12 protein-coding genes are annotated in these 17348 nt (G+C 43.0%); 9 read left to right on the top strand and 3 right to left on the bottom strand.

The window, feature by feature from the left end; translation table 11 throughout:
- The first annotated feature begins 14 nt into the window (after window positions 1-14).
- A complete protein-coding gene (locus tag BQ5375_RS11215) occupies window positions 15-1373 on the top strand; it encodes a glycoside hydrolase family 10-like protein (RefSeq protein ID WP_022132481.1) in 1359 nt (452 codons plus the stop codon).
- Window positions 1374-1424: 51 nt separating this feature from the next.
- Window positions 1425-5675: an N-acetylmuramoyl-L-alanine amidase gene (locus BQ5375_RS11210; RefSeq protein ID WP_076917944.1), complete on the top strand. Its 4251-nt coding sequence runs from the start codon at window positions 1425-1427 to the stop codon at window positions 5673-5675.
- 38 nt (window positions 5676-5713) lie between these two features.
- Here BQ5375_RS11210 and BQ5375_RS11205 read toward each other — a convergent pair whose 3' ends face one another.
- On the bottom strand, window positions 5714-6772 hold the full coding sequence (locus tag BQ5375_RS11205; protein ID WP_022132485.1) for a hypothetical protein: 1059 nt from the start codon (window positions 6770-6772) through the stop codon (window positions 5714-5716).
- Window positions 6773-7110: 338 nt separating this feature from the next.
- Between BQ5375_RS11205 and BQ5375_RS11200 the strand changes: the two genes are divergently transcribed.
- From BQ5375_RS11200 to BQ5375_RS11175, 6 genes are all read left to right on the top strand, one after another.
- Window positions 7111-7950 (top strand): sulfide/dihydroorotate dehydrogenase-like FAD/NAD-binding protein, encoded by an 840-nt coding sequence (locus BQ5375_RS11200; protein WP_076917943.1) that lies wholly within the window; start codon window positions 7111-7113, stop codon window positions 7948-7950.
- Window positions 7943-9334: an NADPH-dependent glutamate synthase gene (gene gltA / locus BQ5375_RS11195; protein ID WP_076917942.1), complete on the top strand. Its 1392-nt coding sequence runs from the start codon at window positions 7943-7945 to the stop codon at window positions 9332-9334. Before BQ5375_RS11200 ends, gltA begins: the two co-directional genes overlap by 8 nt.
- 436 nt (window positions 9335-9770) lie before the next feature.
- Window positions 9771-10697 carry a helix-turn-helix domain-containing protein gene (locus BQ5375_RS11190; RefSeq protein ID WP_022131826.1) on the top strand — a complete coding sequence of 309 codons (927 nt, stop codon included), beginning with the start codon at window positions 9771-9773 and terminating at the stop codon, window positions 10695-10697.
- A 451-nt stretch (window positions 10698-11148) separates the two neighbouring features.
- Window positions 11149-12741: an ABC transporter ATP-binding protein gene (locus tag BQ5375_RS11185; RefSeq protein WP_076917941.1), complete on the top strand. Its 1593-nt coding sequence runs from the start codon at window positions 11149-11151 to the stop codon at window positions 12739-12741.
- A 154-nt stretch (window positions 12742-12895) separates the two neighbouring features.
- Window positions 12896-13150, top strand: coding sequence for a hypothetical protein (locus BQ5375_RS11180; protein ID WP_076917940.1), 255 nt, complete (start codon window positions 12896-12898; stop codon window positions 13148-13150).
- A 31-nt stretch (window positions 13151-13181) separates the two neighbouring features.
- Complete coding sequence (locus BQ5375_RS11175) at window positions 13182-13697, top strand: GNAT family N-acetyltransferase (protein ID WP_076917939.1); 516 nt, start codon at window positions 13182-13184, stop codon at window positions 13695-13697.
- A gap of 45 nt (window positions 13698-13742) precedes the next feature.
- Here the strand turns inward: BQ5375_RS11175 and BQ5375_RS11170 are convergent, their stop codons facing one another.
- Window positions 13743-14165: a YolD-like family protein gene (locus tag BQ5375_RS11170; RefSeq protein WP_076917938.1), complete on the bottom strand. Its 423-nt coding sequence runs from the start codon at window positions 14163-14165 to the stop codon at window positions 13743-13745.
- A complete protein-coding gene (locus BQ5375_RS11165; RefSeq protein ID WP_076917937.1) occupies window positions 14162-15670 on the bottom strand; it encodes a Y-family DNA polymerase in 1509 nt (502 codons plus the stop codon). Before BQ5375_RS11165 ends, BQ5375_RS11170 begins: the two co-directional genes overlap by 4 nt.
- A gap of 268 nt (window positions 15671-15938) precedes the next feature.
- On the opposite strand from BQ5375_RS11165, the gene BQ5375_RS11160 reads away from it, so the two are divergent.
- On the top strand, window positions 15939-17330 hold the full coding sequence (locus BQ5375_RS11160) for a hypothetical protein (RefSeq protein ID WP_076917936.1): 1392 nt from the start codon (window positions 15939-15941) through the stop codon (window positions 17328-17330).
- Window positions 17331-17348: the final 18 nt, after the last annotated feature.

The raw sequence follows: 17348 nt of genomic DNA, 5'->3' as shown, positions 1-17348 counted from the left end.
GGAGAGATGAATACATGGTACATTATGGAAAAACTTTAGCGCTGGCAATGGCGCTGGTGCTGGCTTTTTCGGCTGTTGGATGCACCACACAGAAGGATGAGACCTCGGCAGAGGCTCAGCCACAGCTTTGGGTCGTGGACAATGCAAAGGACCCCCAGGAAGGTTATGTGATGGAAAACCCATCTGCATCGGGTGATCTGTTAACACCAGTTACTGTAAAAAATCTTGGAAACAGCCGTACTTCCTCTGAAGTGAAAAAGGAAGATCCGGAAGAAGTAAAGGCAATCTGGCTTTCTTATCTTGATTTAAAACCAATGCTGCTGACCACCGGCGATAAGAGCGTGGGAGAAGAGCAGTTTACCAAAAATATCAGTGAAGCTTTTGATAACATCAAGGCTTTGGGCTTAAATACTGTAATTGCGCAGGTAAGACCGTTTGGGGATGCATTGTACGAATCGGATATTTTCCCATGGTCCTATCTTGCAGCAGGAACAGAGGGAAAAGATCCAGGCTTTGATCCACTGGAAATCATGGTGGAACAGGCTCATAAGAAGGGCTTGAGACTGGAAGCTTGGGTAAATCCTTACAGAGTGCGCAACAGTGCGACCAATCAGGAACTGAGCGCAGAAAACCCGGTCCATGCAATGCTCAAAACAGGGGATGCGATCAAATATAACGGAGCAACCTCCTATAATCCTGCAAGTGAAGAAGCGCAGAAACTGATTGCAGACGGCGTACAGGAAATCGTAGAGAACTATGATGTGGACGGAATCCATTTTGATGATTATTTCTATCCAACCACCGATACTGCATTCGATGCAAAAGACTATCAGGCTTATCAGAAAAATGGCGGAAAACTCAGCCTGGCACAGTGGAGAAGAGAAAACGTCAACAGTCTGATTCGCAAGGTATACTCTGTGATTAAGGCAGAAGACGAGGACATCGTATTTGGAATCAGCCCACAGGGAAATATGGACAACAACTATAACAACCAGTTCATCGATGTAAAAGAGTGGCTGACTGAGGACGGATACATCGATTATATTTGTCCACAGATTTATTTTGGATTCCAGAACAGCGCATGTCCTTATGAAGAAACGGTAGAAGCATGGAATGATCTGATTCAGAATGATGTCAAACTCTATGTTGGTCTGGCTCCGTATAAAATCGGACTGGAAGACACCTTTGCAGGAAACGGCAAATGGGAGTGGGCAAACAACGATGACCTTCTGGCACGCATGGTTGAAACAGCAAGGGAAGAGGAGCATTACCAGGGATTCTCGCTGTTCCGTTATGACTCGGTATTTAAACCGCAGTCGGATGTAAAATCGGACGTAAAGCAGGAGCTTGAAAACCTTAAAGATGTTTTGTAACGGCCGAAAGGACGAAAAACAACCAAGGACGTAGACAGGAGGCCGGAAACTGTGACAAGAAACAGTAAAGAAAAATCAATCATCGGACCTTTAGCAGGTGTGATGGCAGTAATCACGATTATCGCGATCTTTGCAGTTGTTATCTTCAGACAAACAGTGGCACAGCAGCAAAAAGAGCAGAAAGTCGCACAGGCGATGACCGAAATCAAACAGGAGCAGGAAGAAGAACAGCAGGCGCAGGTAGCAGAAGCAAAACTGATGACTGCGGATGCTGCGGCATCCAGCTTTTCTCTTCCACAGGATATGAAGGGTGCACAGATTGAGCCGGGAAGAGAGTTTTTGACCGAGCTTTCCGGAGCAATTGAAGCCGCAGAACAGCGTTTGTCTGGAGAAGCACAGAACGCGCAGACACAAACTGTTACTGTGGAAGTCAATGAGGAACAGGCAGTCCAGGAAATTGAGGATATGGTACAGTCCGCTTCCGAGATGGGGTTGGACACCTTGTTTGTCAATCTGGAAAATGCGTACGGTACTCTCTGGAATTCTTCCTGCCCAATGGTTTCCTTTGATGTGTTGGGAAGTCTTTCCGATGCTGTTCATGAAGCAGGTATGCAGCTTTATGGCATATATGACCTTTCTTTTGTTGCAGGGGATGGCAGCATGCAGTATATGCGTTCTGTCAATGCAGAAACTCTCGATCAGAGTGCAAAGCAGATCGCAGAGCTTGCATCCGAAACAAAGCTGGATGGTATTCTGTTAGAAGGATATCTTAATCCGGAAACAGAAAACAGCTACGATGAATTTACCCGTTCAGGAGAGAATGTCAGCCTGGATACTTATATGACCCAGAATACTCAGATTCTGGTTGAAAATGCGGTAGAGACCATTCGCCAAACAAATGCTTCTCTTCCAGTAGGTCTGGCAGTTAATCCGGTTTGGGCAACAACACAGGAACGGGAGGACGGTATCTCCTTAAACTATACCCAGACTTCTCTGGGAGCACATCACGCAGATACCAAAGCGATGATTGAAGAGGGAATCTGTGATTTTGTTGTAGTTAAAAATTATGGAGCGATCTCCAGTGATTCTGTTCCATTCCAGACAGTGGCTGACTGGTGGAACGATCTGTTTACCCAGTGTGGCATGACCGCTTATATGGGTCATGCATCCTCCAAAGCAGGTGTCTGGGAAAATGGTTGGGGTGCAAACGATGAACTTGCCAATCAGTGGAAGATTGCATCAGAGGAATCGGCTTTTTCCGGCAGTGTATTTAATTCGCTGGAAACCTTGCTCAGAGATCCAAACTACACTACCTATTATCTGAAAGAAGCATGGGCAGAATCTGGCAATACCTCTGAGTCAGAACAGACAGAGCAACAGGAGCTTCAGACAGCGCAGGTACAAAAAGAAGCAGACGCTGCAGAACAGACCCAAAGCAGTGATACAGAAGAAACCCAGGATGTTTTGACTGCGCAAGCAAATGCTGATGCAGAAACAGAGAATAATGTTCAGTCTGGTACATACAGTGAGCGTGCTGACCAGTATGCGAGCGGAAATGTCCTGATCGATATGGACCCAGTGGGAACCAGAAGCGTAGCGGATGGAGATACCATTGAGATTGTCGCAATTGCGGTACCGGGTGCAGATGTTACTGCAACGGTCAACGGACAGATGATCGCATTGGAAGAAACAAGCCAGAATTCCGGTGTATACGGATGCAGTAAGTATGTAGGCGAATATCGTGTATCCAATCTTACTGCTTCCTCCAATATGGGAAATATTACCGTAACTGCATCCAAGAATGGAGAGACCAATTCTCTGACCGGTGCAAAAATCCTGTATCAGGGAGGAAGTTCCTCGAGCAGTTCTTCCAGCAATTCCTCGAGTTCTTCCAGTAGCTCCTCCAATAATGGTTCTTACGGAAGCAGTGATGCTACAGTCCTGAACTACCAGAAACCACAGCTTTCTACCTCCAGTACCAAAAAGATCAGTGACGGAACCTTGGTTCAGGTGGTTTCGGAACAGGCACTGACCTTCCCGGTAAATAAAAATACCATCTATCCGGATACAAAATGTTATCCAATGCCTTATGGAACAATGGATTATGTGGTCGGTGACAAGGTAAGCATCAAGGATGGAAGCACCTATCGTTACTATTATAAGCTTGCATCCGGCAGACGTGTTTACTGCGATGATGTGGAAGCTGTTACCAGTGGAGTTTCGATCAAGAATAATAAAATTACTGATATGACCGTAAAGGCAAACAGTGAGTTTACCTATGTGATCCTCAAATCGGACTATCCGGTTTCCTATCTGCCGGATTATTCGACCGGTAAGATCAAGTTTGAGTTCCAGAACACCACCAGCACACCGGGAGATTTGCAGCTGAGTAAAAACCCGCTGTTCTCCAGCGCAACCTGGAATGATTCCACCTTGGAACTGGAACTGTTGGATGACAACGGTTTCCTCGGTTATAAGGGTTACCATGAAAATGGAAATATCGTTCTGCGCTTTAACAATCCAACCGGCATCAAGGGTGCCCGCATCACGGTTGACCCGGGACACGGCGGTTCCGACCCTGGTGTAGCGGACGATATCGATCCAAACTGGCCAGAGAAAAAGATTAACTGGGAACTTTCCAAAGAGATTGCTTCTGCATTGGAAGCAAAGGGTGCAGAGGTAAATCTGCTGCAAACTTACGAGACAACAACCTCTCTGGACAGCCGTCTAGCACAGGCAAAGAACTTTGATTCTTCTTTGTATCTGTGTATCCACACCAACTCTTCAGAAACCAATAAGAGCGCTTACGGTTCGGAATGCTATTATTTCTATCCGTTCTCTAAGACACTTGCGGCAAAGATGTCCAGTGCAACATCCAAGGGACTTTCGACCAACGACCGCGGCGCAAAATATGACGTTTTCTATGTAAACCGCGATCCGCAGTTTGTCAGCATCCTCAGCGAGGTTGGCTTCCTGACAAACAGCAGTGATTACGACAAGATGAAACAAGATTCCTATCAGGAAAAAGTAGGACAGGCAGTTGCTGACGCAGTAGAAAGCTATCTGGAAAGTGCTGGCGCTGAGTATGCAGGAAGAACCGGCACTCAGAGCACAGGAAGCACTTTGAATGCGTCGAACGGTCCATCTTGCGCAGTAGAAGGCGGAACTTCGGGAAGCTCTTCTTCCAGCTCCAGCAGTACAGAAAGTTTTTCCAGCAGTTCCAGCACGTCCAGTAGTTCTTCTTCCAGCTCTTCGGAAAGCAAACCATCCACTCCGGTCAGCGAGACTGTTGTTGTGGAAGGAAATACCACCGGAACAGTAAAATATATTATTTTCACTGATCCAGAAAACAAGAAGCTCAACATGAAAGCCGGAGATGAGAAGAAACTGGGAATCAAGATCAGTGGAGACAGCTCGGTACAGAGAAAGTATACCACCAGCGATAAAAATGTTGCGACCATCGATAAAGATGGTGTTGTAACTGCCGTTGGAGCAGGAACCTGCCGAATTACCGTAGTAGCGGGAGATCAGGGCGGAAGCATCGATGTAACCGTTACAGGAAGCAGCAAGAATACTTCCACAAGTTCGTCCAGCAGTTCTTCTTCGAGCAGCAGTTCCAGCAGTTCCTCCAGCAACACTTCTTCCAGACCATCCGGTCCGGTCAGTGAAACAGTCGTTTCGGATGGAAACAAAACCGGAACGGTAAAATATATTACCTTTACCGATCCGGAAGACAAGAAGCTCGACATGAAGGTTGGAGACGAAAAGGAACTGGGAATCCGAATTACTGGTGATACCTCGGTGCAGAAGAAATACACCACCAGCGATAAATATGTTGCAACCATCGATAAGAACGGTGTTGTAACTGCAGTTGGAGCAGGAACCTGCCGAATCACTGTGGTAGCAGGAGATCAGGGCGGAAGCATTGAGGTAAATGTTACCGGCGGAAGCAGCAGATCTGTGTCCAGTTCAACTTCTACTTCCAATACAAGCACGAATGAAAACATCTACCAAGAGAACAGCGGACTGGAGTCCAGCTCGGGATTTGTTCCGACTACTTCCATTAAAATCCGTTCCAGCCGCAACTATGTGGATGCCGGCAAGAGCATTCAGCTGGAGGTTGTGTTCTCTCCGTCCAATGCAACAGGACAGGATGTTACCTGGAGTGTAACCCGCGGAAGCCTGTATGGTTCGGTTGACAATCGGGGAGTCTTTACTGGAATTGAGTCGGGATTCTCTACTGTAAAAGCAACAACCGAAGACGGTATGTACAGCGCAACCTATCGAATTGAAATTATGTAACAAAAAAGGTCCGGAAATTTTCCGGACCTTTTTTCATATCATTGTCTCTGAAAATAACCTTTAATTTGATGGTTGCAACTATCTGAAACCAAAAGTGCAACGGGACCTTTTAAAAACTTTTCTGTCCCGGAATCACACTCGAGAAGGACGAAATGAGAGCAGAAAAGATAGTCATCCAGTTTCCACATATTCATGGGATCATAGCCGCAGATGGATGTCTGCATAGAGGTATAGTTGGGATTGGTATGTAAAAAAGAAGAAAGGATTTCCTCCTTTTGACGATGACTTTCTTCCAGCATTCTGATCAAGATAGGGGAGGGCTGAATAGAAGTGTATTTGGGAGGGACTTCCTTCGAAATCAGTTCAAAAAGAGAAAGGCTTTGCTTCCCAATTTCGTGGTAGAAGGAAGTGTCTGTCTCCGAAAGGGCAAGGCAGAGCATAGAACCGGTATAGTAACTCATTTTTCGAATATCAAAGAAGAAAGGGGCAGGTTCTGCCAAGATGTTGATGTTGTTTTGAATGACCTGGCGATAATGGTCAGGGGAGAGCTGTTTTAAAGCCATACAGCCGGCATATTCTGCCATTCCTTCAATTGTTTCTGACAAAAACTCTTGCTTGATGATATTGGTCTCTTTCTCTGCCCGATATTTTCGCAACTGGATAAAGCTTTGGAGAATCGCTTCCTTTTTGCTGGTATCGCTTTCGAGAAATATCGAGGCAAGCAGTTTATTTTCCTCTTGCCGTATCGTATGAATAACGGCATCGTCTGGATAAGAAAGCATCATAAGATCATCTGGAAATCTTTCTTCGTGCTGTTCCTTCTGGAAAGAATGAAACATCTCATGCACAATTTTTGCCGTTAACAGGATGGGGTCCTGAAGCATTGGATTTGTTACCTTCCAGATTGCAAGCGGCTTTCCATCATAGAAAATAGAAGTATTGCCAAGAAAGCGGTTATCAACTGGCTGAGTTCGATCGAAAAAATAAACCTTGTGCTCATCATACAAAGCAAACTCGCAGGGAGAAAAACCGTGCCAGATTGATTCAAAATCAATTTTTTGAAGATTATGGTATATTTTAGAATAAAGTTCTTTCATGATAAATAAGTCCCTTTCCGGAAAGAATAGATAAGGATATTATAACATATAACATAAAAAGTCAGGAAAGAGTTTTTGCAGAAAACAAAATGAAAATGTGGGTAGACAACTTATGAAAAAAGAATTTGTGTAATTTTTAACGTTTTGTATAATATTATCGTTGACAAATTAACGAGATAACGGTAAACTATTCAGTGGGGACAAAGCAGTTTGATTGAAAAAGAATGCTTTGGAATGCACGATCAATGAACAGAACAGGGACTGTCCGAAGTTTGGGAAGAAGGACGGACAGCATCTGTTTGGCATAGGTCTAAATTTTTCGAGAGGTGAGATTGCAAGTGTATAAAATCGTAAACAAAAAGCTGTTAAACGAAGCAGTTGTTCTCGTAGAAGTAGAAGCTCCGTTTATTGCTAAAAAAGTTCTCCCAGGTCAGTTTATTATCTTCCGCATCGACGAACAGGGCGAGCGCGTTCCTCTGACCGTTGCAGATTATGACAGAGAAAAAGGTACCATCACTCTGATTGTTCAGATGGTTGGTCGTTCTACCAAAATGCTTGGCGCTATGGAAGCAGGCGAATACCTGCAGGACGTTGTTGGTCCTCTGGGAATCCCAACCCATCTGGAAGGACTCAAAAATGTCTGCGTAATCGGCGGTGGTGTAGGTTGTGCAATCGCATACCCACAGGCAAAAGCACTGCATGCTATGGGCGCTCATGTTGATATGATCGCTGGTTTCCGTTCCAAAGATATCGTTATCATTGAGGACGAAATGCGCGCAGTTGCAGACAACCTCTACGTTATGACCGATGACGGCACATACGGAGAAAAAGGTTTTGTAACCGTTAAACTTCAGCAGCTGATCGATGAAGGCAGAGAGTACGATGCAGTTATCGCAATCGGTCCAGTTCCAATGATGAAGTTTGTTTCTGAAGTAACCAGACCAAAAGCAATCAAGACCATCGTATCCCTCAACCCAATCATGATCGATGGTACTGGCATGTGCGGCGGCTGCCGTGTTAACGTTGGCGGCGAAATCAAATTTGCATGTGTTGATGGCCCAGACTTTGATGGTCACCTGGTTAACTTTGATGAGCTGATGAAACGTAACAGCACAAACAAAGCACAGGAACAACATGACAGCGAACATTGCAGACTGAGAGGTGCTCACAATGCCTAATATGTGTATGACAAAACTCCCTATGCCGGAGCAGGACCCAAAAGTAAGAGCTAGAAACTTTGAAGAAGTTTCTTACGGATATACCGAAGAAATGGCAATCGAGGAAGCACAGCGCTGCCTCAACTGCAAACACATGCCATGTGTAAGCGGCTGCCCAGTAAACGTACAGATTCCAAAATTCATCAGCCTGATTGCTCAGGGCAAATTTGCTGATGCTTGCTCTGCAATCAAAGAAACAAGCGCTCTGCCAGCAGTTTGCGGACGTGTTTGCCCACAGGAAACACAGTGTGAAGCAAAATGTGTACGCGGCATCAAAGGTGAGCCAGTTGCAATCGGCCGTCTGGAAAGATTTGCTGCTGATTGGGATATGAAGAATGGCAAACATGAGATCGAAAAACCAGTTTCCAACGGTCACAAAGTTGCTGTTATCGGTGCAGGCCCTGCAGGTCTGACCTGTGCTGGCGACCTTGCTAAGAAAGGCTACGATGTAACCATCTTCGAAGCTTTCCACAAAGCAGGCGGCGTTCTGGTTTATGGTATTCCTGAATTCAGACTTCCAAAAGCAATTGTACAGAAGGAAGTTGAAGGCCTGGAAAAAATGGGCGTAAAAGTTATGACCAACATGGTTATCGGTAAAGTTCTCTCTATCGATGAGCTGGTAAACGATATGGGCTTTGAAGCTGTATTCGTAGGTTCCGGTGCTGGTCTGCCAATGTTCATGGGTATCGAAGGCGAAGACCTCGTTGGCGTTTCTTCCGCAAACGAATTCCTCACCAGAATCAACCTCATGAAAGCATATCTGGATGAATACGACACCCCAATCCGCAAAGGCAAATCCGTAGCAGTTGTTGGCGGCGGTAACGTTGCAATGGACGCTGCAAGAAGCGCTATGAGACTGGGTGCTGAGCACGTATACATCATCTACAGACGTTCTGAAGCTGAGCTGCCAGCTCGTAAAGAAGAAGTTCATCATGCAAAAGAAGAAGGCATCGAGTTCGTTCTTCAGACCAACCCAGTTAAGATCCTCGGCGACGAAAACGGCAACGTTAGAGCAATCGAGTGCATCAAGATGGAACTGGGCGAGCCAGACGCTTCCGGTCGTCGTCGTCCAATCCCAGTTGAAGGTTCCAACTACGAGATCCCAGTTGATACTGTTATCATGTCTCTGGGTACTTCTCCAAACCCACTGATCAGAACCACAACCAAAGGTCTGGAAGCAAACAAACATGGTTGTCTGATCGCTGATGAGAACATGGCTACCACCCGTGAAGGCGTTTACGCTGGCGGTGACGCTGTAACAGGCGCTGCTACCGTAATTCTCGCTATGGGTGCAGGTAAAACAGCTGCTGCTTCCATCGATGAATACATTCAGAACAAGAAATAAAATTTAATAAATCACATAGTTATCAGTAAAATTTTACTATGGGATATGTTGGTATACCACGAGTACATAACAATAAATCATGTTAGAACCGGGATATCATAACATAAAAAAGAGCGGCTATTATAGCCGCTCTTTTTTTATCTACTAACTTCTTTATCTCTGCTAGTTTATATTTTATAATGATAAATTCTAAGGGTTGTGTTATAATAACGATATAAATTTTCAGCTAAAAATAAATGTACAGCGTAAACGAGGTCTATTCATGATAATACCCGCCTTAAATTTATATAGAAAAATAAAGGGGTATAATGTGTGACAAGCAGATATGAGCACATTATAAATCTTTCATATCCAACATCAATAAAAATATAGAAGTATAAACTTAGGATAATATTCGACGAGAAAAAGACATTATGTAGCAGAGAGGTAGATAAGGTTGAAGGAGCTATTTATAGGAGAGGTTATCAAAAGAAAAAGAAAAGAATTAGGACTGACACAGGAAGAATTGTGTGAAGGCATTTGTGAACCATCTACAATTTCCAGAATTGAAAGTGGTAAACAGGTACCAGCTAAAAATAAATTAGATGCTTTGTTACAGCGATTGGATTTACCAGGAGATCGTTACTATGCTTTGCTTAGTAGAAACGAACTGGAAATTTCAAATTTGCAATCCCAGGTTATTTCCAGTAATGTTTCTAATAATAACAGAGATGGACTGCAATATTTAGAAAAATTAGAAGAAATCGTTTCAGAGGATGATCACCTGATCAGGCAATTTATTTTAAGATCAAAAGTCGCTTTGGGTTATCTGGATGGAGAAGATATTCGACCATATACGTTTGACGAAAAAGAAAAAATGTTGTTTGAAGCTCTTTATTTAACCGTTCCAAAGTTTGATATAGAAGAAATTGACAAAAATTATTATACAGTAGAAGAAATAAAAATCATAAATCAAATTGCATTAAATTATTCAGATGCGGGAGAAAATAAAAAAGCAATTGATGTTTATAATCAATTGCTAAAATACATAGAAAAACATTTGATGAATTTAAAAGAAGCAAATGGGCTGGTCATTTTAATTTCATATAATTGCTCACGCAGTTTGTATTTAGAAAAAAGGTATAAAGAATCGATAGCTGCTGCTAATCTAGGGTTAGAAGTATCTATAGAAGAAAGATGCACTTCTTGTTTAGGTGGTTTATTGTCGGTGTTAGGACACGCTTTTCATGCTGAAGGAAGATTGGAAGAAAGCAAAAAATACTTTTATCAATCATTTTATATCTATAGTGTTTTACATGATGATATAAATATAGAATTAGGCAAGAAAAATTTAAAAGAGTTTTTTAATATTGACATTCTATAATAAACATCGCTGTCTCCATCGTGAAGAGAAATTTTCAACTGAAATGATTTCTATGCTGATTGAATTTGCAGACAAAGGCGTAATAATATAGAGGGTAATAGGAATTGGATTTTTTATAAGGACATAGTATTTTACACACAAAAAATTGCGTAGAATGCTATGTCCTTTTTAATTGGACTAGAATATACTAGAAACAACAAAAACAATTCAGTAAAAGAGATATAACAATGAAGCTGCATACACCATTTTAAAAGGAAGAACATGAGGCTGTCTGAGAAGATTGTACAGCGAAACAAGAAGGTTTATATGGAAAACTTTCATAATATGATATTTCTTTTTTATTAGAATGTGGTATAATAAAAAAGAATGTATAATTCTTAAGATATATTAAATTATTTTAATTTAATATATCTTAAAGAGAAAATATTAACTACGGGAAGGAAGTTTACAGATGAAAACATTGTCTCAAAAAGGGAAAATATTGATGGTTCTAACCTGTATCCTTTACGCATTGGAGTCGGTAATCATAGCGGTAATGGTCTATACAAATGGTAAGATCATTGAGTTTGCCACAAACGGCGATCTGCGCAAAATGGGTTGGGCAGTGGCTGCGGCTTTCGGATTGGCATTGCTGTCTTATCTGGAAGTTGCTACTGCCACCTACACAAGATTTGCCTATCTCTCTAATGGTGAAATGACCATGAAAAGCGAGATCATAAAAAATATCCTGAAACGTCCCTTGCAAAGCTTTCGTGGTGAGAATGATGCATTTTATTTAAACCTCATGTCGACAGATATGACAATGTATAAAAACGATTATCTGGGAGTATTCCCCTATTTGTTTTCATCCGTTTTTGCGATTATTTCCTCAGCTTACGTGTTGTGGACATTACATATTTGGCTGTTGGTGGCAGCTCTTGCAATGGCTATCATTCCAATGGTAGCGATCAAACCTTTTGCAACCATAGAGAAAAAGCTGAGAGGGGAGTATTCCGCTGCTACGGAACAATACACCAATGTTTTAAAGGAAACAATCGAGGGTTATGAGGTGATTCGTACAGGAAACGGTGCGGATGACTTTCAAGCCAGACATGATCATGCCAGCGAAAATCGTCAGAAATATTTCCGTAAGTTTGGTTTTGTAAGTACGATGAGCTTCCAGACCCTTATGTCCGTAGCCGGACTTTCCAATATCGTATGCCTGGGTGTTGGCGGCTATTTGGCAGTACATGGACTTGTTGCAGCCGGTATGCTGTTTTCAGCCTCCAACTACTTTACAAGCCTTTCGAATGCCTTTACCAATATCACGGATTATGTTATTACCATTCGTTCCAGCAAAGATGTCGTTGAGAAACTGCAAAAACAAAGAAATCTGCCGATCCCGGATGATAGCGGTATTCCATTAGCTGCACCGACGGATATTTCCTATGAAGATGTATCCTTTTCCTTTGGCGAAAAGAAACTTTACGATAGATTCAGCCATACATTTCGTCAAGGCGGATGTTATGCCGTGGTCGGTGAAAGCGGAAGCGGCAAGTCCACCATGTTTAAGCTGCTGCTAAGATATTTCGACAACTATGAGGGCGATATTTTATTGGGTGGTCAAAATATCAAAAAGCTTTCCGAAAATGAGATCTATTCAAAGATTGGAATTATCACACAAACGCCATACCTGTTCAATGCCACCTTCTATGACAATATCACCATGTTCAGCGGTAATCCAAAGGAAGATTCCGACGAGTACAAAAACTTGCTGAGTGATCTAAACTTAACAGCCTTGGCTAAACAAGTTGGGGATGTTCCTCTTGGGGATTTTGGCGATAATATTTCCGGTGGTGAACGCCAGCGTATCAACATTGCCCGCACCATGCTTAGAAAACCTGAGATTTTGATTTTCGACGAGCCTACCACAGGTCTTGACCCTGAGAATGCAGCTTTGATCGACAACTTTATCTTTAACCACAAGGGAATCACCCGCATTGTGATATCCCATAACTGGGCAGAGGATTACCTTAACCGTTTTGATGAAATTATAAAACTGTAAATAAAAGAGATATAAAAAAGTCCTGCTGGCTAATTGGTCGGCAGGACTTTTTTATTGACAGAAGAAGATTCTTTTGGAATTTGTCGTTTTAAAAAGAAAGATTTCATGATATAATAAAACCAAAACAATTTTCATTTTTGCGAGGGAAAAAAAGATGATTAAATTTACCTTTAAACAACAGATTATCACGACAGCAATTGTTCTGCTCGGCACCTTTCTGCTTTCAATCCTGTTAAAGCAGGGAATTTTCTTTAACTTAGGATGGATTGTGTCCGGACTTATGTTTGTGCTCAATCCGGTTTATCCAGATCTTTCGGTAAATGCAAATCTGGATAATATCGAAAAGAGCATTCGTGTTGTCGGTATTGTTCTTGTTGCAATTGGTCTGAGTGGATTTTTCGGTGCATAAAACGGCATCAGTTAAAGGATGGAGGGAAATTATGCTGGAATCAAAACGCCTTATTTTTCGAAAAGTAGAAGATGATGATTTTGATGTCATTGCGAAGATGATGCGGGATGAAGGAGTTCGCAGAATCTGGGGACATTATTTTTCGGATGATGATGTCCGGGCATGGATTGAGAGACGAAAAAAAGGGTACCAGGATCACGGTATCGATTATCTTCTGGCAATCCAGAAGGAGACCGGTGCAGTGGTCGGACAGATTGGCATTTTAAGAGAAAACATAGAAGGAAAGGACGTTTGGGGAATCGGTTATATCTTAAACGGTGATGCGCGCGGATGTGGATATGCAACCGAAGGAGCAAAAGCAATGGCAGAGTATGCGTTTGAGACAATGGGGGTAGAGAAACTGATCTGCGACATTCGCCCAATGAACACAGAATCCATTGCAGTTGCAAAACGAATTGGGATGAAGGAAACGGGATCTTTTATCAAGATCTATCATGGAGAGGAAATGCCGCATCTGGTTTTTGAACTTGACAGAGAAGATCGATAACAAATATCACCCATTGAAAAAGCCGGCAGACGCCGGCTTTTTTCGTTACAGGATAGATTTAAAAATTTCGCCATCAATTGCAAGAATATCATCCAGAGGAATCACAGTGTGATCAGTAAGAACCAATTCCTGCTTATACTCATCCACTCTTTTAAAATTACCCTGTACCGTAAGATAACATCCGCTTTGATTGGAAGGCCCCTGCTGAAAATAGGTTACTTCGATCAGGGGATGCTGTTCCTGCTGTTCTATCAGAATAAATTGTTTCTGCTGAAGCCTCATCAGGGAATCTTCATCCAGTTCCGGTTTTTGAATCACCTGTTTTCCGGCATTTTGGATGGCAGTGTCGTATCCTCTTAGTGCAGCAAAGGGAGCAAACTGTGCTGCGCGGTCATGAATAGACATCCTGGGATGTTTTTTTGAGGTTGGATGCGGAAGATGGATAATATCTTCGTATGGATGCTTCATGCCCGGTGTCCTCCAATCTTCTGATTTCGGTCTTTGGCTGTTGCGCCATCCTTGAGATTAGTCCCCTTGAGGATGGCATTTTTTCCAAATTTTTTCTGGATAGACAGCATGGTTTTCTGAATCTTCTTTTCCTGTTCTAGCTGTTCTTTTTCCTCTTGCTGCTGCTTTTCGATAGCAGCGTAGTCGGTAAAGAGATCAAGCTGCTCACAGATCTGTTTGGAAGGAATAGCGGTTTCACTGATTACATGATTGGCGGTGAGACTCAGACGACGAACGGTTAGCTCTGAATCCATAATGCGGTCGTACAGAGTCAACGCAGCGTCTACAATTTTTCTGGCAGAAGAAGAGAAGGCATCAAGATTGATGGTGCCGTGTGCATGTTTGGGGATTGGACGACCATATCGATCAATCGTAATATCACCGCGATACCCTTTTTTGAGATTTTCCGAATCATAGCCGATGGTAAGGACAAGCTGATTGGTAACACAGGCCTTGTCCACCAGTCCCAGTGCCATGGAATCTGCCATTTCTCGAACGACCAGCCTGGTTTTTTCATAGTCATAAGGACATGGCAAAACCTGTCCGGAGCAGATGCTGTTATTCTCCGGACGATATGCCTTGATGTCTGCAATGGTACACGGCTCCCATCCCCAGGCGTGGTCAATGAGCAGCTCGGCATTGATGCCAAAGAGCTTATATAGCAGCTCTTCGTTTCGGTAGTCAGTGTCCTTTCCGATGGAGCAGCGGGCAACATCTCCCATAGTGTACATTCCATATTCGGCAAGACGTTTGGCATACCCGCGTCCGACCCGCCAGAAGTCGGTGATAGGCTGATGGGTCCACAGAGATTGGCGGTAGCTCATCTCGTCAAGTTCTGCAATTCGGACCCCATTTTTGTCCGGCTTGATGTGCTTTGCTCCGATATCCAGCGCGACCTTGCACAGATAAAGATTTGGTCCAATACCGGCGGTGGCAGTGATACCAGTGGTTTCCAGCACATCCAGAATGATTTTCATGGCAAGTTCCCGGGCAGAAAGCTGATACATCGCAAGATAATTGGTGACATCCATAAACACCTCATCGATGGAGTAAACATGGATATCCTCCGCAGCGATATATTTGAGATAAATCTTGTAGATTTGTGCGCTGATTTTGATATAATGCGCCATCTGCGGTGGGGCGATGTGGTAGTCAATCGCCAGTTCCGGATGAGATTTCAGTTCTTTGTCGTCGCAGGAAGAACCGGTAAACTGTTGGTGCGGAGCTTTTGCTTTTCGTTTTTCATTTGCTTCCTGAACCTTCTGAATTACCTCAAACAAGCGGGCACGTCCCGGAATCCCATAAGCTTTCAGGGAAGGAGAGACAGCAAGGCAGATGGTTTTTTCAGTACGGCTGGCGTCTGCAACCACAAGATTGGTGGTCATCGGGTCAAAATTTCGTTCTCTGCACTCCACTGATGCATAGAACGATTTTAAATCAATTGCAATGTAGATTTTTTTGCCCAATTGTTTCTCCTCCTTTCTTTTCTTATTGTAACATTTATTGTTTGCTCAGACAAGAAAAAGAATACACAGCAAAATACCGGAAAGCATCATGCAAGATATTGATATTCCCAAGTAATACAAACAGCAGATATTTCTTCCAAAATTATCTTACAGGAAAAATAACTGTATTTTTGACAAAACTTATTGACTTTTTAAAGTGAACGTGCTGAAATAATAAAAAGAGATATTTGTAAGAAATTTGATTTGCGACGGAAAGGAGGGTGACAGGATGAAAAACACCATCAGGAAAATGGCCATTTTGACTTTAGCAGCCACCATTTTTTTGTCAGCCTGCCACAGACAAGGGATCGACTCTGAAAATGAAGTGATAAACGAAGATACCATGATCGCGGAAAGCGACCAGGAAACGGAAAATAATGTAGAAACTCAGCAGGAAATTCATCCATTGGATGTTGGTGTGCTGGGACACACCGAGGGAAATGGGGCACTGACAGCAAAAGCTCTGGAAGAAGATTATGATACTCAAAATGAATCTTTTTTTCCGGCAGGAAATGTCCCAAACGAATGGAAAGTTTGTGTCTACGATACTCAAAGGCAGGGGTATACGGTTCATTATTATGAGGTAAGCCCACAGGATACCTTGGGACAGCTCATACGAACTGCAATCGGTTATTTGTATCAAGCGGAAGATGGACTTGATCTTGCTGATGTAAAAATAGAAAAAGGTTTTGCCATTATAAATTTAAGTCTGACACCTGATAGTAGTGCAGAATCTTCTTTAACCGATCAAGAATCGGTAGAGGCATTGCTTAACAGCATTACGGCGACAGTTTGTAATAATGGACTTTATGAGGCTGGCTTTTTGCTGAATGGCGGGCAGTTTTCTCTGGGAGGAGTAACGCTGGAAGAGGATGGATATGGCCATTATGAAGCACCTGAGCTTTATAACCAGCCGATTACGGAAGAAGAATTTACAGCACTGCGCAGTCTGATGACCTATCCGGGAGAAAAGCAGGTTGACACCGTGTTGGAATCAAACCAAAGCGTGATAGAAGAATATCCCGAACTTTATTCCCTGATTGCTTTTGCCGGAGATACCGGAGAATATACATCGCCGCAGAAACTGGATAATCAGGTAAAGCTTGATGCAGGATTTCACATGGTACCAGATACTTATACCTGTAATTCTCAGCCGGAATTGTATCCGGATTATCCAGAGAATGATGAGTTTCTTGCTCCACTGATTTTCAGCGTTATGGACGATTCCTTTACGCCGAAGGAATGGATTGAAACAGCAATCCAGAAAATCTGGGGAGAAGGGGTTTCTTGTACCCATGAAAATACGACAATTTATACCTACCATGAGGAGCAGGGAGTTTATACGCCGCCGCATCGTGGTGGAGCGATTGTGACAGAACCATATTTTCATCAGATCGAACAGACCGAGGATGGTTATACTGCACAGGTAAGCTATGTAAAATTGGGCGCAGGCGGTGTACTGGACGAAAAGGATGAATGGATTCCAGTATATGAAAATTATGAGCAGGATGCAGCAGTGCAGGAATTAATCGAACAAAAACTTCCCCGTTATCAGATAAAGGCAGAGTATGATGAAGCAGGAAATCTGCACTTAATTTTCTCTCAATTGAGTACGGAATAAGAAAAAGCCACTGGGAAT

The organism is Negativibacillus massiliensis (assembly GCF_900148495.1).
Lineage (GTDB): Bacteria > Bacillota > Clostridia > Oscillospirales > Ruminococcaceae > Negativibacillus > Negativibacillus massiliensis.
The sequence above is the reverse complement of the archived record's forward strand: the minus strand, read 5'-3'. Positions and strand labels throughout refer to the sequence as shown.